The sequence below is a fragment of the Nocardiopsis sp. NPDC006938 genome (assembly GCF_042869555.1).
Classification (GTDB): Bacteria; Actinomycetota; Actinomycetes; order Streptosporangiales; family Streptosporangiaceae; genus Nocardiopsis.
This window is the reverse complement of sequence record NZ_JBIAGA010000004.1, coordinates 352,413-371,317: the sequence shown is the minus strand read 5'-3', so window position 1 is coordinate 371,317 and position 18,905 is coordinate 352,413. Positions and strand designations below refer to the sequence as shown.

Sequence of the window (18,905 nt, the reverse complement as noted above, 5' to 3'; positions counted from 1 at the left end):
GAGCCGGGCGGAAACCTCCGCGACACCACGGGGGCGGCCCGGAACCCCTCCAGCCCCGGCACGCCCCCGACCCTTCCGGCGCTCGCTAGATGAGGCCCTGCGCCAGCATGGCGTTGGCGACCATCTCGAACCCGGCCACGTTGGCGCCCAGCACGTAGTCGCCCTTGGACCCGTGCCGCACCGCGGCATCCTCGCAGCGGTCGTGGATACCGGCCATGGTCTCGGCCAGCTCCGACTCCGCGTGCTCGAAGGACCACGAGGTCCGCCGGGCGTTCTGGCGCATCTCCAGCACACTGGTGGCCACACCGCCCGCGTTGGCGGCCTTGCCCGGCGCGAACAGCACGCCCGCCTGGCGGAACACCTTGACCGCCTCGGGCGTGGTGGGCATGTTCGCGCCCTCGGCCACCGCCCGGACACCGTTGCCGACCAGCGTCCGGGCCGCGTCGGCGTTCAGCTCGTTCTGGGTCGCCGAGGGGAGCGCCACCTCACAGGGGACGTCCCACACGCTGCCGCCCTCGACGTAGGACGCTCCGGCGCGCCGCTCCGCGTAGGCGCTGATCCGCGCGCGCTCGACCTCCTTGACCTCCTTGAGCAGGTCCAGGTCGATGCCCTTGTCGTCCACCACGTATCCGCTGGAGTCCGAGCAGGCGACCACGATGGCGCCCAGCTGCTGGGCCTTCTCCACCGCGTAGATCGCGACGTTGCCCGAACCGGACACCACCACACGGCGTCCCGCGAGGCCCTGACCGGACCGCTCCAGCATCCGCTCGGTGAACATGACCGTGCCGTACCCCGTGGCCTCGGTACGGACCGCCGAACCGCCCCAGTCCAGGCCCTTGCCGGTGATGACCCCGGCCTCCCAGCGGTTGCTCAGCCGCCGGTACTGCCCGAACATGTAGCCGATCTCGCGGCTTCCCACACCGATGTCACCGGCGGGGATGTCGGTGTACTCGCCCAGGTGACGGTGGAGCTCGGTCATGAACGACTGGCAGAAACGCTCGATCTCCGCGTCGGAGCGGCCCTTGGGGTCGAAGTCACTGCCGCCCTTGCCACCGCCGATCCCCATACCGGTGAGGGCGTTCTTGAAGATCTGCTCGAAACCCAGGAACTTGATGACGCCCAGGTTCACGCTCGGGTGGAAACGCAGACCGCCCTTGTACGGACCGAGGGCGCTGTTGAACTCCACCCGGAATCCACGGTTGACGTGGACCCTGCCCTGGTCGTCGCGCCACGGGACACGGAAGATGATCTGCCGCTCGGGCTCGCACAGCCGCTCCAGCACGCGCTGGGTGACGTACTCGGGGTGGCTCGACAGCGCGGGGGAGAGCGTCTCCAACACCTCGAGGACGGCCTGCTGGAACTCCGGCTCGTCGGGGTTGCGCCGGGCCACGTGTTCGAACGCCGAACGCACGCCAGGGTGGTGGTTCTCCATCTCGGAGTCGCTGACACGGGTCATGTGGGTTTCGGGTCCCTTCGGCGCTGGCGCCCCTTGCGGGTCACCGCCCTGGGGGACGTCAACGCGATTCGGTGATGGCGGCCACGTTCGAGGCCCTCAACGACGTTACACGTCCGCGTCCGGCCCCCTCCGACCGCTCCCCGCCCAGGCTAGGGAGGCCCCTCGCCGACCGACCTGCGGGCGACCGCCACGGTGGCCCGGGGGCTCCATTCCCACGAGGTGTACAGCGCCCGCCCGCTCGGCGACCAGCAGCCCGTCGCGGCCGGCGAGGGCGTGTCAGCTGGCGGGGTCCCGGTGGCGCACCCACGCGTACACGTGCCGGACGCGCTCCAGGCGCGGGGTGTTGGCGCCCTCCGGTTCCTCGGCCTCCACCCGTTCCTCCAGCTTGCCGAGTACGTACTCGGCCAGGGTCTGATCCCGCCACTTGCGCCACACGTGGAGCTCGGCGGGCGCGCGGCGCTCCACCCTTTCCTGGACCTCGGCGCAGGTGCGCGGGTCGAGGGCGCCCCGGGCGGCGGCCAAGGCCTCGGTGGCGCGTCGACGCGGCACCCGTACCTGGCGCCGTTTGTTCCGGGCGATGTTGCGGCGGGAGCTCTTGTCGTTCTCGCCGTACCCGTTGCGCCGGTCCCTGGCGTAGCTCAGAAGCTTCTTCTCCTGCGGTGAACGGCGGCGCGGCGCGGGACTCACGGGTCCCCTCCCCAGCTGGCTTGGTGCGATCGACGGCACGACACTAGGTTGGTGGTGCGCGAGGCACAACGGGTTTTCCCACGGAACGCGATCGACGGGCGGAGACCAGACGTGGAGACCGGACACCACGAGCGCGATCAGGCGCTGGTCGGCGGGATGATGAACACGGTGGTGCGCCGGGGCGACCGTGTCGTGCGACGGGCGACCCCGCACGCCGGGGCCCTGCACCGCTATCTCACCGCGCTGTCCGACCACGGGTTCACCGGTGCGCCCCGCCCCCTGGGCCTGTACCCCGGCGACGGCACGGAGGAACTCACCTTCGTCGAGGGCGACGTGGCCCTGCCGCCCTTCCCCGCCTGGTCCCGCACCGACGACACCGTGACCAGTTCGGCCCGCCTGCTGCGCCGGTACCACGACGCCGCCGCGCGCGTACCGTTCGACGCCGGAGCGGCCTGGCCCACCGCGCTCGGAGATCCGGAAGGGGGCACTGTGCTGTGCCACAACGACCCCTGCCTGGAGAACCTCGTCTTCCGAGGCGGCGCGGCGGCCGCCCTGATCGACTTCGACCTGGCCGCGCCGGGACGCCCGGTCTGGGACGTGGCCGCCCTCGCCTTCTATCTGGGCCCCGCCCTGCCTCCGGAGGCCCTGGCCCGCACGGAGTTCGCCGGTGCCGACGTCGCGCACCGGCTGCGGTTGGTGGCCGACGGGTACGGTCTCTGCGACACCGAGCGCCGAGCGCTGCCCGAGACCCTCGTGCGGTACCACGAGGTCTCCCACGTCTTCGTCAGGGACATGGTCGACCAGGGCAACCGCGCCTTCGTCGACGCGGTGGAGCGGGCGGGCGGCTGGCAGGTGTGGGACCACGCCAGGGAACGGCGGGGTGCGTGGCTGCGCGGCCAGCGAACGGCCTTCCTCGCCGCTCTGACCGGCCCCGAGCCTAGCTCCGGCGGGTGACGGCCACCAGGTAGCGGCAGGTCCGTCCGGTCGGGTTGCGGTACACGCAGGGCGCCGGCGCCCCGAGCTGGAGGCAGTCGCCGCGCTCTAGGAGGTGCGTCTCATCGCCCTCGTGGAAGGCGAGCGTGCCCTCCAGCACCCAGATCTGGTGGTGCGTGAAGGCGAAGACCTCCTCGGGGTAGGCCACGCGCGCGCCCGCGGGGAGTTCCACCTCGACGAGTTCGAGCGATCCGCCGGAGGTGGGTGAGACCGCGCGGCGGCGGTAGCCGGTCTCGGGGTCGGTCCATAGGGGCTGCTCGTCTCGGCGGGCGAGCCTGCGTTCGCCCTGTTCGGCCTGGGCGACGAGTTCGGACAGGGTCAGGCCCAGGGCTCCGGAGAGGCGGCCGAGCAGGGAGGCGGTGGGCTGGGCCTCGCCGTTCTCGATTCGGCTGATCATGGCGCGGGAGACCCCCGAGAGGTCCGCCAGGGCGGCACCACTGAGCCCGCGTTCACGGCGCAGGCAACGCAGTGTTCCGGCCAGTGCGGGCCCGATGTCATCGCTCATGCGTTCACCATAGTGGACACGTTCGCCTATCATCGTCAATCATGAACGCCCTGACCACGCACGACGGTATCCGCGACGCCACCGTCACCGACGCGGCGGCGTGCGCGGCCGTCTACGCGCCCTACGTCACCGACACCTCCATCACCTTCGAGCTCGTACCGCCCTCCTCCGAGGAAATGGCCCGGCGCATCACCGAGGCCCAGCGCGACCACGCGTGGATCGTGTTGGAGGACGAGAAGGGCGTGCTCGGCTACGCCTACGGGGGCACCTTCCGCACCCGCGCCGCCTACGACCGGACCTGTGAGGTGAGCGTCTACCTCGAACACGGACGCCGCCGCCGGGGCGCGGGACGGGCGCTGTACTCCGCGCTGATGCCCCGACTGGCGGAGCGCGGTATGCGCACCGCCGTCGCCTGCATGACCCTGCCCAACGACGCCAGCCTCGGGCTGCGCCGGGCCATGGGCTTCGAGGACGTGGGCGTCATGCGGCGGGTCGGGCGCAAGTTCGACGCCTGGCACGACGTGGCCTGGGCCCAGCTGGATCTGAGCCCCGCGCGGTAGGACGCGGCACCTGAGGCCGGGGCGGCCGCCCCCGCCCCCTATGCTCGACGAGATCCCCTCTCCCCACCTTTGCCCGGAGTGCCCTGTGTCCGCCCACGCCGCCCGCCACCGCCCCTCGGGGCTGGCCTTCGCCTTCGCCGCAGCCCTGGCCTTCGGAGGAGCGGGGGTCTTCGCGCGCCCCCTGCTGGAAGCGGGCATGGACCCGCTCCAGGTCACCTGGCTGCGCGTGGCCGGGGCGGCGCTCGTCCTGCTTCCCGTCGCGGTGCGGCACTGGCGCACCGCACGGAACAGGCCGCTGCTGGTCCTGGCCTACGGGGTCTTCCCCATGGCCGGTGTCCAGGCTCTCTACTTCGCCGCCGTCGCCCGTATCCCCGTGGGCATCGCCCTGCTGGTGGAGTTCCTCGGACCGGTCCTGGTCCTGCTCTGGGTTCGGGTGGTGCGCCGCCACCGGGTCTCCCCCGCCGCCGTGGTGGGCGTGGTCCTGGCCGTCACCGGCCTCGGTCTGCTCCTGGAGATCTGGGCGGGCATGAGCCTGGACGCCGTCGGCGTCGGCCTGGCCCTGGGAGCGGCCGCCGCCCAGGCCGCCTTCTTCCTCCTCGGGGACGCCATGGGCGAGGACACCGACCCCCTCGCGGTGATCGCCTTCGGAGCCCTGGTCGCCGCGGTGCTGCTCGGGGCGCTCGCCCGACCGTGGACCCTGCCGTGGGAGTTGCTCGCCGACCCGCTTCCTCTGGGCGCGCTCACCCTGCCCGGCTGGGCCCTCGTGCTGTGGTTGTGCGTGGTGTGCACCGCCATCGCCTACTTCGCCGGAGTCTCCGCGATCCGACGCCTCTCACCCCAGGTCGCGGGCGGTGTGGCCTACCTGGAAGTGGTCACCGCCATCGTGCTCGCCTGGGCGCTGCTCGGCGAGGCGCTCACCCTGGTGCAGGGGATCGGCGCGGTGGTCATCGTGACCGGCGCGTTCATCGCCCAGACCGCCGTACCCGGCGTGCCGGGTTCCGCGCCGCAGGAGACCCCGGCCGCCCCGGACCCCGAACACGCCCTGGATCAGGACTGAGCCCCGGCCCGCCCGTCCCCGAGGGGCGGGCCGGGACCCCGGATCACCGCAACGGGACGTCCTCGAAGTCACCGAACAGCCCGGCCCGGAACGTCACGGACCCCACCTCCAACGGCGGCGCCGGGAAGTACAGGTTGACCCGGTTGGTGGAGCCGGGGTCGATCAGGTACGGATACCCGATCGGCTCCACGTACGGGGTCCTGTCCAACGTCGTGCCCAACCACGGGTCCTCCTCGTCCACCCGGGCCTGTCCGATCCGCACGGACCGGTACACGTCGCCGGTGTCGGGAACCTCGACACCGAACCCGCCGAACCGGCCGCCCTGGACACCCGCCGCACCGAAGTGCGCGCCGTGGACGTGCGTGATCGTCCTCGCGCTCCTGTTCGTCAGGTCGATCTCGGCGACGACGAAGGCACCGTCGCGGCGCAGTGAGTAGAGGTCGAAGTCGTAGTCGAAGCCGACCGTGACCTCCGCGCTCCCGCTGGCCACCGCCTCCGTGGCGGGTTCGGCACCGTCGGCGGGCGCGGCGGTGTTGCCCGTACCGATCACCGCCGAGACCGTCTCCTGCGCGCCGTCCCGGACGACCTCCGCCTCCGCCGCGACGTTGTACGCGATCTCCACCCGGCGGTTACGGGCCCTGGCCTCCTCGTCGTCGTCCCCGCCCTCCTGGAGGAGCGGCCGGCTCGAACCACGCCCCTCCGACTCGTACGTGTACGCCGTTCCCAGCTCCTCCTCCAGGTAGTCGCGTACCGCCCGGGCGCGGGACTCGGACAGGGCCTGGTTGTGGGCGTCGCCGCCCCTGCCGTCCGTGTGCCCGACGATGGTGATCGGTGGCAGATCGGGGTCGGCCTTCTCCCGGGTCTCGGCGACCACCGCGTCCAGGGTGGCGGTCGCCTCGTCCGTGAGCTCGTCCTCGTCGAACTCGAAGAGCACGTCGGTGTCCAGGTCCACCCGCTGCTCGCCGAAGGAGGTCTCACGGACGGCCTCGGTGCTCTCGACGATGCTGTACAGGTCGAGGCCCTCCTCCGGGACCGGGCCGTCGCTGACCGGCATGGTGACGGTCTGCCCCGGCACGACGTCCGAGGGCGCCGGCTCCCTCTCGGTGGGCGCCTCACCGGGGTCCCAGGGCTGGTCGAAGCGGTCGTCCACCTCGATCCCGGTGAACACGCCCTGGGTGCCGGGGGTGGACAGACTGACCCGTTCCGTTCCGGCGGGCAGGGGGGCGAAGTGCGCCTCCAGCTCGTAGTGCGCGCCCACCACCGTGTTCGCGGCGATCCGCGAGCCCACGAACCCGGAGTCACTGTGCGCGGGCACGTAGATCCTCTGCCCCACCGGGTCGATGACGGTGAAGCCCAGCGGACTCGTCACGTGTTCACCGAGCACGCCTCCGGCGAAGGCGTTCAGGGCGTTGATCGACGCGCCCTCCTCTCCTTCGGGCGAGACGGTCAGGCGCAGGACCGTGCGGTCGGTGTGGCCGACGACGGCGTCGACGCGCAGGGTGGAGTCGAACCGGTTGCTGGCGCCGCCGGTGGTTCCGCGCCGAACGTGGGAGACCACGGAGCCGGAGTCCGCGGTCTCCTCCTCGACGGCGTCACCGCTCTCCGACGGAGCGGGCCCGTCGGCACGGTCCGGCAGCGAGCATCCGGTGGCCACGAGGACCAACCCGACCAGTACGCCTCCGGCTCGGGACACCAGGCCCACCGGATCACGGGGCCGACCGGGGGCGGGTACTACGGAATCGGGCTGGGGGGCCATGTCACGCCTTCCAGAATGGGGGACAACGACTCCTCTGACTCCCCGCGCACGCGCCTGGTTCGGTCGGGTCGCCGGTCGATCAGCGCCTCGGGGGCAGCGCGATCCGGTCCAGGTCGGCGGCGAGCACCACCCGGCCCTCGAACTCCTCGCCCGCCTGGGCGGCGAACAGGGCCTCCTCGGCTTCCTCGTATCGCTCCGAAAGGTGCGTCAGCACCAGCAGACGCACCCCCGCCCGAGCGGCGATCCGACCGGCCTGACGCGCCGTCAGGTGCCCGTACGCCTCGGCCAGGTGCTCCTCCGAGTCCAGGTACGTGGACTCGATGACCAGCATGTCCGCGCCCCGCGCCAGCTCCACCGCCTGCTCGCACTCACCGGTGTCCATCACGAACGCGAAGACCTGGCCGGGCCGGGGCACCGCGCACTCCGCCAGCTCCACCACACGCCCGTCCGCCAGTTCCAGCTCTCCCTCACGCTGGAGCCGCGCGATGTCGGGCCCGCGCACGCCCAGGCTCCGCAGGCGCTCCGGGAGCATCCGCCACCCGTCCGGCTCGGTCAGCCGGTACCCGTAGGCGGGCAACGAGTGCCGCAGCGGCAGGGCCGTGACCGTGAACGGCTCCTCCGGACCCACCGGGCAGCTCCCGGAACCGCCCACCGGCTGCGGCACGACCACCCCGGTGTCGTGGAAGGCGGTGGCGTGCCGCAACCGCCGCCAGTACTCCTCGCCCGCTCCCGGGTAGGCCACCCTGACCGTGTGCGCGACCCGGTCGCGGGCGACGCGCTGGATGACTCCCGGCAACCCCAGGCTGTGGTCGCCGTGGAAATGCGTCACGCACACCCGGGTGATGTCGCTGGCCGCCAGCCCCGCCAGTCGCATCTGCCTCTGGGTGCCCTCACCCGGGTCGAACAGCACCCCCTGGTCGCCCCAGCGCAGGAAGTAGCCGTTGTGGTTGCGCCGACGGGTGGGCACGGCGCTGGAGGTCCCCAGGACCACGAGTTCGCGTACGGACATGACCCGCATCCTCCCACCGCCCGCGCCGGTCTCCGCGACCACGCGAACCGGTCCACCGGAAGACGGGAACGTCAGCGCACGCCGGTCGCCCGCGCTCGGATCGCCGCCGCCCGCGGACCGTCCCTGAACGGCGCGCCGTGCCCGGGTAGCAGCACACTCCGCTCGGGCAGGTCGGCCAGACCTCCCAACGACTCCAGAGCACGGGCGCTGTCGTGCGTGGACATCCGGCTCACCACCCGGGGCCCCTCACAGCCGATGCTGGGATCAGAGGTGACCAGGGCGTCCCCCGTGAACACCACCCCGCGCTCCTCGAAGACCACCAGCACACTGCCCGGGGTGTGTCCCGGAGCGGGCACCACCCTCGGGCACCCCGGAACCTCCCCCAACACCTGGTCGTCGCCGAACTCGGAGAACTCACTCACCCGGTCCGAGGTGAAGGCCCCCGACCGCCCCAGCCGCAGCAGCGTACGCACCGACGCCGGATACTTGGCCAGGTAGGGCAGCAACGGCCGCTCGGGACGGGCGTGCACCATCGCACTCGTCGGACCGTCCGCCAGGATCGGTGCGTCGGCCGCGTGCACCCACACCCGGGCGCCCGCCTTGTCCCGCGCCCGCTCGGCCAGACCCGTGTGATCCGGATGGGCGTGGGTGAGCACCACCGCCCGCAGCCGACCCCCCACCCAGGCGACCGCGTCCAGGAAGCGGCCGCTGTGCGAGGGCAGGCCGGCGTCCACCATCACCAGCCCCTCCTCGGTCTCGACCAGGTAGAAGTTCACCAGCGGATCACCGATCCGGTGCACACCGGGAGCGACCTCGTCGGGGACATGGGTCATGGTTCCTCCCGGAACGGCACACACGGCGGCCCGGACACGGGCCCACCCCCACTCCTACCCCGAACGCCCCGTGCGGTACGGCACGACCCGCCCACCTCGCACGTCACACCTTCGACCGCGTGCGACCACGCCCGGGCTGGACTAGCGTCGGACGGGTGAGCAACGTCGAACCCCACCCCGTCGAACAGCGCGTCTGCGAAGCGGACCGCACCGGCCCCGAGCCGGACACCGAACTCCTCGAACCCCGCGAGGTCCCCCTGGGCGGACCGCGCGCCATGCTCGTCAACCGCGCCCTGCCCGGGAAGAACCGCCGTATGGTCGGCGCCTGGTGCTTCGCCGACGTCTACGGTCCCGCCGACGTCAGCGCCGGTCCGGGAATGCAGGTCCCGCCCCACCCCCACATCGGCCTACAGACCGTGAGCTGGCTGGTCCAGGGAGTCGTCCACCACCTGGACGGACTGGGCTCGGACCAGCTCGTGCGCCCGGGCCAGCTCAACCTCATGACCGCTGGGGACGGCATCGCGCACTCCGAACGCACCCCGGACGGGGCGCCCGACCTGCTTCAGGGGGCGCAGCTGTGGGTGGCGCTGCCCGAGGACGACCGCGCCGGCGCCGCCCACTTCGAGCACCACGCCGACCTGCCTCGGTTCTCGGTGCCCGGTGCCCAGGTCACCGTCATCATGGGCGAGCTCCACGGACGCCGCTCCCCCGCGCGCACGTACACGCCGCTGGTGGGCGCCGAGATCGTCGTCGAGGCGGGTCGGAGCGTGAGCCTTCCGGTCCGTCCGGGGTACGAGCACGGTCTGCTGCCCCTGGACGCCCCCGTCCACGGGCAGGGCCACCGCGTCGTCCCCGGCTCCCTCCTCTACCTGGGCACCGGCCGTGACCGCGTCGAGTTCCACGCCGCCGAACCCACCCACCTGCTCCTGATCGGCGGGGAACCCTTCACCGAGGACCTCGTGATGTGGTGGAACTTCGTGGGCCGCGACCACGACGAGATCGTGCGCGCCCGCGCCGACTGGGAGGCGCAGCGCGACGGGCGCGACCGGGACGGCGGCTTCCGCTTCGACCCGGTGCGCGCCGACGGCGGCGCGGCACTGCCCGCGCCGGAGCTGCCCAACGCGCGACTGCGCCCGCGTCCGCGCCATCGCGGAGCCTGATCCGCCCCTCACGACGCCCTCCGGGTGAGCTCCGCTGAACGTGGAAGGTAAGCGCGCCTCACCCGGAGGGCCACCGCTGCGCGCTGGACGATCCCGCACCGACAGCCCGGTGAGCTGCGACATCCTGTGCCCGAAGTCGCCTCAACAATGCCCAAAAGCCCAAATCCTGCTACCGTGCGGATCGCGAACTACGGGATGATTTAGGAGACCTGAACATGGGGCAACAGCCTCGCGAGCAGTGGGGGACGCGCGCGGGATTCCTGATGGCCGCGATCGGATCGGCCATCGGACTGGGCAACATCTGGCGATTCCCCTACGTCGCCTACGAAAACGGGGGCGGGGCCTTCCTCCTGCCCTACCTGATCGCGATGCTGACGGCGGGTATCCCGCTACTCATCCTCGAGTACAGCATCGGGCACCGGTACCGTTCCTCGGCCCCGCTGTCCTACCGCCGCATCTACCGCCCTGCCGAGGCCATCGGGTGGTGGCAGGTGGCCATCTGCTTCGTGGTCGCCGTCTATTACGCCGTCATCATCGCCTGGGCCATCCGCTTCACGTGGTTCTCCGTCGACCAGGCCTGGGGCGAGGACCCCGACGGGTTCTTCTTCAACGACTTCCTCCAGATGAGCCCCGAGCCCGGACTGGTCTCCGGGTTCGTCTCCGGTGTCGCCTGGCCGCTGGTGGCCGTATGGTTCGTGACCCTGACCGTGCTGGTCATCGGCATCCGCCGCGGCATCGAGATCCTCAACAAGATCACCATCCCGCTACTGGTGGTCCTGTTCTGTCTGCTCGTCATCCAGGCGCTCACCCTCGACGGGGCGCTCACCGGCCTCAACGCCTTCTTCACCCCGGACTGGGAGGCGATGCTCACCGGCAAGGTGTGGATCGCCGCCTACGGCCACGTGTTCTTCTCCCTGTCCATCGGCTTCGGGATCATGGTCACCTACGCCTCCTACCTGCGGCGCAAGTCCGACCTGACCGGCTCGGCGATGGTCGCGGGTTTCGCGAACAGCTCCTTCGAGCTCCTGGCCGGCATCGGCGTCTTCGCGGCCCTCGGCTTCATGGCCACCGCCGCCGGGACCGCCGTGAACGAGGTCGCCACCTCCGGTATCGGGCTGGCCTTCATCGCGTTCCCGCAGATCATCTCCAGCCTGCCCTTCGGCGGTTCGCTCTTCGGTGTGCTGTTCTTCGGCTGCCTGGTCATCGCGGGACTCACCTCGCTGATCAGCATCGTGCAGGTCATCGTCTCGGCCGTGCAGGACCGCACCGGCATGGGCCGGACCCAGACCGTGCTGCTGGTCGGCGGTGCCACCGCGCTCGCCTCGATCCTGCTCTTCCCGACGCCCGAGGGCCTGCACTTCCTCGACGTCTTCGACCACTTCATCAACCAGTACGGCATCGCGCTCGCCGGACTGGTCCTGGTCATCTTCGTCTCCTGGGGCGTGCACAAGCTGCCGCTGTTCCAGGCCCACGCCAACTCCGTCTCCAGCATCCACCTGGGGCTGTGGTGGAGGATCACCCTGGGCGGCGTCACCCCCGTCCTGATCGGCGTCATGATGTGGGACAGCCTGCGCACCGAGCTGAGCACCAACTACGGGAACTACCCCACCGGATACCTGCTCGCCGCGGGGTGGGGCGTGGCCATCGGTGCCGTCGTCTTCGGCATCGTGATGTCGTGCTTCCCCTGGAAGCGCGCCGACGTCATCGCCCGCCACGACGCCGAACGCGCCGCTGAGGCCAAGGACGCTCAGGACCCCGTCCAGCTGGAGGAGCCCAACGACATCGCCCCCTCCGGTGCCAGCGTCGCGGCCGTCGACAAGGAAAAGGAGGAGGACCGCTGATGTCCACCAGCGCGATCGTCATGATGGTCGTCTCCATCGCCGTGCTCTGGGGCGGCCTGGCCGCCGCCGTCATCCACCTGCGCCGTCACCCCGACGAGCCCGATTCGGAGTAACCGCACCCGAGCGTCCCCCGTGGGGCCGCGAACCGCACCGGCGGTTCGCGGCCCCACGGCCGTTCCGGGACGGCGGCCGGCGGGGCACCGGGTCGGCAGCGGTCCGGGACGGCGCGTAGACGCGGGTGCGCGCCGGGGGCCGGGGAGCGCGGGTCACGCCAGGGCGTGCCGTCCACCGCATCGGTCTGTCCGTACTCCGTTCGACCCGCTCAGGCACGACCGGAAGAGGACACACACCTGGGAGCTCCGTCGCCAAGCGGTTACATTGGCGTAGTACCACAACCCCCTGGACCCGCCGGTACCCAGGCTTCACGTTCCGCGACCGCACGCGGTGAGGACCCGGCCGCCGTGCGACCCCTCGGAGCCGTCGACACGTCATCAGCCCGCGCGGGCTTCCTCGCCCGTCTCGGCGACGCCGGAACGGGCAGGGTGTACCCGGCTCCGCAGACGGCTCCTGGGAGGTGGCGACCGTAGAGGAGGTGACCTCTGGAGACACACTGCTCGTCGACCATGTCTCCCGCGCCCCGAGGGCTCCGCCACCTTCGCGAGGGACGCGCTGCCCCCCAGACCTTCGACGTGATCATCGAGATCAGCTGAGGCGACCTTGCATCCACTCACCGCGGACGACCCCCGCCGCATCGGCCCCTACCGGACCCTGGCCCTGTTGGGCTCCGGAGGCATGGGCCACGTCTACCTGGGCACGGACGGAGCCGGTCGGCACGCCGCCGTCAAGGTCGTCCGAGCCGAGTACGCCTACGACCCCGACTTCCGTGAGCGCTTCGTCCGAGAACTGGCACTGGCCACTCGCGTCCACGGCGAGCAGATCCCCCGCGTGTACTCGGCGGGCCCCTACGACGAGGTCCCGTGGCTGGCCACCGAGTACGTTCCGGGCCCCTCCCTCCAGGAGCTGGTGGAGAGGGCTGGTCCGCTGCCGGAACCCGCCGCCGTCGCCATGGCCCGCGGTATCGCCCGGGTCCTCGTCGGGGTGCACGACGCGGGCTTCGCTCACCGGGACCTCAAACCAGGCAACGTGATGGTGGCGCCGAGCGGCCCCCGGGTGATCGACTTCGGCATCGCCCGCGCCGTGGAGGAGTCACGGCTGGCCCGGGACGACGAGGAGACCAAGATCCTCGGCACCCCCGGATACATGGCCCCGGAGGTGTCGAACGGTGGTGAGGGCGGTGCGCCCGCCGACGTGTTCGCCCTGGGCGGCCTGCTGGTGTTCGCGCTCACCGGGATCGGCGCCTTCGGCGACGGCCACCCCTCGGCGGTGCTCTACCGCACCCACCATCTCAAGCCCCGCTTGGACGGCGTGCCCCCAGCCCTGCACGACCTGGTCGCCGCCTGCCTGGACAAGGACCCGGCGCTGCGCCCCACCGCCTCCCGAGTCCTCCAGGACCTCGGCGGCCCGTTGCCGTCCGCGCCGAACGCCCGGGGATGGCTGCCCTCGACCGCCGCCGCGGTCGTCGACGGGGTGGGATCGGAGTACCGGGCGCTCCTGCGGACCACCTCCCCCGGCCGGGACCTCCCCGGGTACCGGGCGCGCAACCTGCTGACCGTCGGTGCGGCGGCCACAGCCGTCGTCCTCATGGTCGGGTTGGGGGTCTGGACACAGGCCCGCCCGCTGGCCTCGGCGATCAGCGCATCGCTCACGGCGGAGGAGCCAGACGATGCCGTGGCTCCCGAACCGTGCGATCCCCGAGACGTCGCCGACACCTTCGCCGAGGCCTCCGCCCCGGTGCCGACCATCCCCGGTGACGGCCACTGGGCCAGACTGGCCTTCTCCCACGGGGGCTCGGTCCTCGCCGTGGGCGGAACCGACGGGATCGCTCTGTGGGACTGGGAAGACGGCACCGAGGTCGCCCTTCTCGACCTGTTCGTCCTCCAATACACGAGCGTCACACCGGTGTTCAGTCCCGACGACTGCCGGATCGCCTACGCCGACCGCGACGGAGTCCACCTGTACACACTCGCGACCGGGGACTACGAAGTGGTTCTGGAGGGGAACACGGTGAACGTCGCCGCCTTCTCCCCGGACGGGCGGTCCCTCGTCACCGACCCGGGGGTGGGTCTCCAGGCCGTCGAGCTCGACAGCGGTAACCGAACCGTATACCGGGGTGACGACCTCACCATCTTCAAACAGGCCGCCTTCTCCCCGGACGGTACCCACATCGCCGGGCTCAGCCGGGACGAGGGACTGTGGTTGTGGGATACCGGGACCGGCGAGACGGTCGTGCACCTCTCGAACGCCGTGTTGGGGGACGGCCACAACAGTTTCGCCCTCCTCGACGACGGCGGGGTCCTGTACATGACCGAGGACCACCCCGTGGTGTGGCATCCCGGGTCCAGCGGAGACGGCGAGGCGCTCGAGGTGAGCGAGGAGTACCAGGAGGAGACCGCGGGCCTGATGCACGAGATCGCGTACAACCCCACCCACGACCTGGTCTACGCCCTCTACGTCTCCGACCCCCTCCCGGACCTGACCAACGACGTCCATCTCCTCCTCTGGCACGCGTCCACGGGTGAGCCCTACGAGAACGAGGACCTGGAGCCCCCCGGCCCCCCTGCGGGCATCGTCGCGCACCCGGACGGGGAGACCGTCGCCGCAGCGGCCACGGGCGCGGAGGGCGTCATGCTGCTGGACGCACTCACACTCCAAGAAGACGGCCGACTCGGCTGACCCCACGACCACTGGCGAGGGTTCCCCGTGTATCCCCTGCACCCCCACGATCCGCCACGGGTCGGCCCGTACCGGCTGCACGCCCGTCTCGGCGAGGACACGTGCACCCGCGTCTACCTGGCCTCGGCACCAGGACGGCCCGCGGCCGCGCTCAGGGTCGTGCGCTCCGAACACACCTCCGACCCGGTTTTCAGGGAGACGTTCACCCTTCTGGTGGAGACCGCGCGGGACCAGCACAGCACCTACGTCGCCCCCGTTCTGGACGCCGGCCTCCAGCGGGCCACCCTGTGGGTCGCGGTGGCCCGACCGGCTGGTCCGACCCTGGCCGAGCTGGTGAACGGCCACGGGCCCCTGCCCGTCGAGGCCCTGCGTCCCCTCGCCCTGGCGCTCGCCCAGGGGCTCGCCGACCTGCACGCGACGGGCCGCGCCCACGGTTCTCTCCGGCCGGACGCGGTGCTGGTCTCCCCGCACTGCGCGCTCATCGCCGATCCGGGCTTCGAGCGGGCGGTCACCGAGCCCGAGTACAGCGCCCCCCACCCGGTGTTCGCCCCGCCGGAGGGCGGCCCATCCCCCGCCGCCGACGTCTTCGCCTGGGCGGCCACACTGTGTTTCGCGGCCAGTGGAGTCGAAGGACCCCGGGGTCTCGACCGGGTCCCCTTCCAGTTCCGCGGTCTGGTGGACGCCTGCCTGAAGATCGACCCGAACCTCCGCCCCGCCGCCACGGACCTGGTGCACATGCTCGGCGGCCCGTACCCGCCCGACCCCTGGCCGCCCGCCGTCCGGGAGGTCGCCACGCGCTCCGAGGAAACCATGCGGCGGTTGCTGTACGCGGCCCCGCCCGCGGCTGCTTCGCCCGCTCCCCGCCGACGTCGGACCGTCGCCCTGGTCGCGGGTGGGGCAGCGCTGACGCTGGTCGCCGCGGGTGCGGTCTGGGCCCTCGGTCCGCGAGCCGCTCCAGGACCGGCCGCCCCGGACACAGATCGCGCGGCGACGGGCCGCATCACCGAGGCGGGCTGCCTGGAAGGCACCGGTTTCCCCGACCCTCCTGGGGAGATCGACGACCTGGACGCCATGGACGTCGCCTTCTCCCCCGACGGTGATCTCCTCGCGGTGACCAGCAACACCCACGGGCTCACCCTGTGGGACTGGCGGGAAGGAGTGGAGATCGCCCGCCCGACCGAGCACGTGTACAAGACGGGCGACCCGGTGTTCGCGCCCGTCGGCTGCATGGTCGCGGTGGTGCTGCCCAAAGAGGTCGAGAGCAGGGTCTCGGACATCGGTTCGGTGTCCACCTACGACATCCCCTCCGGAGAGACCGTGGAGCGCCCCGAGCCGCCCACCCCCGCCAGGGAGTCCGAGTACTCCGGCAGGACTGCCCGTTTCTCCCCGGACGGCACCCGTCTGGCGATCGCGAGAGGCGGCAACATAAGCCTCATCGGGGACGAGGCGACGGTCGGGTTGGTCGACCTCAGCACCAACGAGATCACCGGAGCCTGGGGGACGGAGCCGGTCACGGACGCCGGGTTCACCGACGACGGCCGCTTCCTCACCCTCGGCCCCGCGGGCGTCACCGTGTGGGACTCCGGCACCGGCGAGGCCCTGCACACGGAGCGCCGTTCGAGCTCCACCTTCCTGGCCGCGGTCCCCGGACACGACCAGTACGTCCACGTGGACCGGGGCGTCGTCACCTGGTGGGACTTCGGCCGACGCGCCGTGGTCGGTTCGTTCGAGCTGACCAGTTACATCGGGACCGCCAACACCTACCTCACCCACGTCACCCTCGACCCGGAACGCGAACGCGTCCACGTCGGCTGGGCGATCCGCCACCCGGACGAGGACGTGTGGAACGACCCCGAGATCAGCGACAGGAAGTCCACCAACCACGGGCACCTCTGGGACCTGGAGACCGGGGAGGACCTCATGGCCGACGAGGGCGAGCACCACCTCGCCCGCCCCCTGGCCCTCCACCCCGACGGCGGGGTCATCGCCGCGATCGACCAGGACGGGAGCGTCAACCTCGTAGATGCCGACACCCTGGAGATCCTCCACCCGCTCCTGTGATCCCCGCGACCCGGAACCCCCATCCCACGGCACCAGGTGAGACCACATGAAACCCCTGACCCTCTCAGACCCGGACCACATCGGACCGCACCGGCTCCTCGCCCGCATCGGCGCGGGCGGCATGGGACACGTGTACCTGGCACGCTCCCCGGGCGGGCGGCTGGCCGCCGTCAAGGTGGTCCATAAGGAACTGGCCAGGAACGCCGACTTCCGAGCGAGGTTCGACCGCGAGATCCGGGTCGCCCAACGGGTGCGCGGCCCCTTCACCCCCGCCGTCACGGACGCCGGGCCCGAGGACGCCGCCCCCTGGATGGCGACCGAGTACGTCCCCGGCCCCACCCTCAAGGAGGCCGTCCTCGACGGCGGTCCGCTCCCTGAGGAGTCCCTCTCCGTGCTCGCCCTGGGCCTGGCCCGCGCTCTCCAGGCGATTCACGGCGCCGGTCTGATGCACCGCGACCTCAAACCGGGCAACGTGCTGCTGTCGCCGCGCGGCCCCCAGGTGATCGACTTCGGCATCGCCCGCGCCGTCGAGGGCACCGTCCTCACCCGCACAGGGCAGTCCTTCGGCACCCCCGCCTACGCCGCGCCCGAGGCGGTCCTGGGCGAGGAGCAGACGGCCGCCAGCGACGTCTTCGCCCTCGCCGGTGTGGTCGTCTACGCTGCGGTAGGTCGGCCCCCTTTCGGCAAGGGCACCGCCGTCCAGGTGCTGCGGCGCGTGGTGGGTGAGGAACCCGACCTCGGCGGGTTCCCGAACGGCGACCTGCGCGACCTGGTCGCGCGCTGCATGGCCAAGGAGCCCGGCGACCGGCCCGGCTCCGAAGAGATCGTGCACGCCCTGTCCGCCGGTCCCCTCCCCGCAGCCGAGCACGGATGGCTCCCCGAACAGGTGAGCAAGGAGATCAGCGACCGCGAGCGGGAACTCCAGGGTGTGATGCGCACGGTCCCCGTCGCCCCGCCCGCCGCGCCCCCCGTGCCAAAGCCGAACCGGACCCCACTGGTCGTCTGCGCGGCCGCGGCCGCGGCCGTACTGGTCGCCGGGACCGGGCTCGCCCTCGTCCGCACCTGGGAGGGCGAAGGCGCGGTCGACGGGGCGACCGGGGGACCAGACGGGAGTTCGGCAGCGGGGGATTCGTCGCAGGAGACCGACAGCGAGATCTCGGGCCGCCCCGGCTACCCGGACCTGCCCGGTGTGGTGCGCGACATCCGCTTCTCCCCGGACGGCGACACGATGCACGTCGTCACCAGCCAGAACCACACTGAGTGGGACTGGCGTGAGGGCGAGCTCCTCGACTCCACCGACGAACCGCCCACCTCCCTCGACATCAACGCTCGCGGCATGTGGGCGGTGGGCGCCATCGTGAACGTCGGCATCTGGCGTGACGGCGAGGGCGACGAGCTGACCCTCACCTACGACCCCGAGGACCTCGACGACGTCCGGTCGCACGAGTCGGTCTCACTCGCCGACAGTGTGACCCGTCTGGCCTTCCTGCAAAGGGGTTTCGAGACCAACACCGTGATGGTGTGGGACTGGTCGAGGAGCCTGGACGGCGACGAGATCATCATGGAGGTGGAGTCCGCCGTCTTCGCCGGCGGGTCCACCAGGGTCGAGATCAGCCCCGACGGCGCGCACGTCGCGGTGACCAACATTTTCGAGGACGTCGGGACCGTGGTGCTGGAGGTGGACAGCGGGGAGACCGTCGCCGAGTTCCCTCAGGGCGGGCTCCAGGGCGAGGTGCAGTTCACCGACACCTTCGTCTCGGCCTTCGCCCCTGACCGGCCGGTCATCGCCGTCCACCAACCCGACCAGGGCACCCTCGTCCTGTACGACCTGGACGAGGGTGAGACCGTGCTCGAACTCGACGCGCCCGGAGAAGTGAACAGCCTCACCTTCACCCCCGACGGCTCGGAGCTGCTGTCCGGCGGCGGCCCCAACGGCGTCGGCGAGGACTACGGCGGCCGGAGGTGGGATGTGGTCGCGGGCGAGGAACTGACCTCGGGCGACACCCTCCTCCTCGATGAGGTCACCGTGCACCCCGACGGGGAGACCGTCGTCGTCGTGGAGCGGGGCGATCGCGGTTCCAGCCTGCTGTTCCTCGACCCGCAGACCCTCCTGGACACGCACACCATCGGATGAGGTCCCGGACCGGACCGGCCCCTTCCTCGCGCTCCTGGGCTCCGGTGGCACGGGCAACGT

General features: G+C 71.7%; 15 protein-coding genes. 9 read left to right on the top strand and 6 right to left on the bottom strand.

Features of this window, described 5'->3' with window-relative positions; genetic code table 11:
- Positions 1-85: 85 nt before the first annotated feature.
- Positions 86-1,456, bottom strand: a complete 1,371-nt coding sequence (gene gdhA / locus ACFYL4_RS09150) for an NADP-specific glutamate dehydrogenase (RefSeq protein WP_357762165.1) — start codon at positions 1,454-1,456, stop codon at positions 86-88.
- Positions 1,457-1,732: 276 nt separating this feature from the next.
- The gene (locus ACFYL4_RS09145) at positions 1,733-2,143 is read right to left on the bottom strand and encodes a hypothetical protein (protein WP_357762168.1); all 411 of its coding nucleotides are present in this window, start codon (positions 2,141-2,143) and stop codon (positions 1,733-1,735) included.
- A gap of 156 nt (positions 2,144-2,299) precedes the next feature.
- Here ACFYL4_RS09145 and ACFYL4_RS09140 point away from each other — a divergent pair, with 156 nt between their 5' ends.
- On the top strand, positions 2,300-3,097 hold the full coding sequence (locus ACFYL4_RS09140; RefSeq protein ID WP_387517811.1) for a phosphotransferase: 798 nt from the start codon (positions 2,300-2,302) through the stop codon (positions 3,095-3,097).
- Here the strand turns inward: ACFYL4_RS09140 and ACFYL4_RS09135 are convergent.
- Positions 3,081-3,641, bottom strand: coding sequence for an XRE family transcriptional regulator (locus tag ACFYL4_RS09135; protein ID WP_357762174.1), 561 nt, complete (start codon positions 3,639-3,641; stop codon positions 3,081-3,083). The two genes, ACFYL4_RS09140 and ACFYL4_RS09135, sit on opposite strands and share 17 nt — an antisense overlap.
- A gap of 41 nt (positions 3,642-3,682) precedes the next feature.
- Between ACFYL4_RS09135 and ACFYL4_RS09130 the strand changes: the two genes are divergently transcribed.
- Together ACFYL4_RS09130 and ACFYL4_RS09125 are read left to right on the top strand one after the other, a co-directional pair.
- Entirely contained in the window at positions 3,683-4,201 is a 519-nt protein-coding gene (locus tag ACFYL4_RS09130; protein ID WP_387517666.1) for a GNAT family N-acetyltransferase, read from the top strand.
- Between the two features lie 85 nt (positions 4,202-4,286).
- Positions 4,287-5,258: a DMT family transporter gene (locus ACFYL4_RS09125; protein ID WP_387517664.1), complete on the top strand. Its 972-nt coding sequence runs from the start codon at positions 4,287-4,289 to the stop codon at positions 5,256-5,258.
- Between the two features lie 43 nt (positions 5,259-5,301).
- On the opposite strand, the gene ACFYL4_RS09120 is transcribed toward ACFYL4_RS09125, so the two are convergent.
- The 3 genes from ACFYL4_RS09120 to ACFYL4_RS09110 form a co-directional block, all read right to left on the bottom strand.
- Positions 5,302-6,951: an OmpA family protein gene (locus ACFYL4_RS09120; RefSeq protein ID WP_387517662.1), complete on the bottom strand. Its 1,650-nt coding sequence runs from the start codon at positions 6,949-6,951 to the stop codon at positions 5,302-5,304.
- A 142-nt stretch (positions 6,952-7,093) separates the two neighbouring features.
- The gene (locus tag ACFYL4_RS09115) at positions 7,094-8,023 is read right to left on the bottom strand and encodes a ribonuclease Z (RefSeq protein WP_357762186.1); all 930 of its coding nucleotides are present in this window, start codon (positions 8,021-8,023) and stop codon (positions 7,094-7,096) included.
- 71 nt (positions 8,024-8,094) lie between these two features.
- Positions 8,095-8,856, bottom strand: a complete 762-nt coding sequence (locus tag ACFYL4_RS09110; protein ID WP_387517660.1) for an MBL fold metallo-hydrolase — start codon at positions 8,854-8,856, stop codon at positions 8,095-8,097.
- Between the two features lie 155 nt (positions 8,857-9,011).
- Between ACFYL4_RS09110 and ACFYL4_RS09105 the strand changes: the two genes are divergently transcribed.
- The 6 genes from ACFYL4_RS09105 (at position 9,012) to ACFYL4_RS09080 (ending at position 18,845) form a co-directional block, all read left to right on the top strand.
- On the top strand, positions 9,012-10,016 hold the full coding sequence (locus ACFYL4_RS09105; protein ID WP_387517658.1) for a pirin family protein: 1,005 nt from the start codon (positions 9,012-9,014) through the stop codon (positions 10,014-10,016).
- A 215-nt stretch (positions 10,017-10,231) separates the two neighbouring features.
- Positions 10,232-11,857 (top strand): sodium-dependent transporter, encoded by a 1,626-nt coding sequence (locus ACFYL4_RS09100; protein WP_387517657.1) that lies wholly within the window; start codon positions 10,232-10,234, stop codon positions 11,855-11,857.
- Complete coding sequence (locus ACFYL4_RS09095; protein ID WP_357762199.1) at positions 11,857-11,970, top strand: methionine/alanine import family NSS transporter small subunit; 114 nt, start codon at positions 11,857-11,859, stop codon at positions 11,968-11,970. Before ACFYL4_RS09100 ends, ACFYL4_RS09095 begins: the two co-directional genes overlap by 1 nt.
- 604 nt (positions 11,971-12,574) lie before the next feature.
- Positions 12,575-14,650: a protein kinase gene (locus ACFYL4_RS09090; protein ID WP_387517655.1), complete on the top strand. Its 2,076-nt coding sequence runs from the start codon at positions 12,575-12,577 to the stop codon at positions 14,648-14,650.
- A gap of 27 nt (positions 14,651-14,677) precedes the next feature.
- Complete coding sequence (locus ACFYL4_RS09085; protein WP_387517653.1) at positions 14,678-16,711, top strand: acyl-ACP thioesterase; 2,034 nt, start codon at positions 14,678-14,680, stop codon at positions 16,709-16,711.
- 46 nt (positions 16,712-16,757) lie between these two features.
- Positions 16,758-18,845: a WD40 repeat domain-containing serine/threonine protein kinase gene (locus ACFYL4_RS09080; protein WP_357766863.1), complete on the top strand. Its 2,088-nt coding sequence runs from the start codon at positions 16,758-16,760 to the stop codon at positions 18,843-18,845.
- The last annotated feature ends 60 nt before the right edge of the window (positions 18,846-18,905 follow it).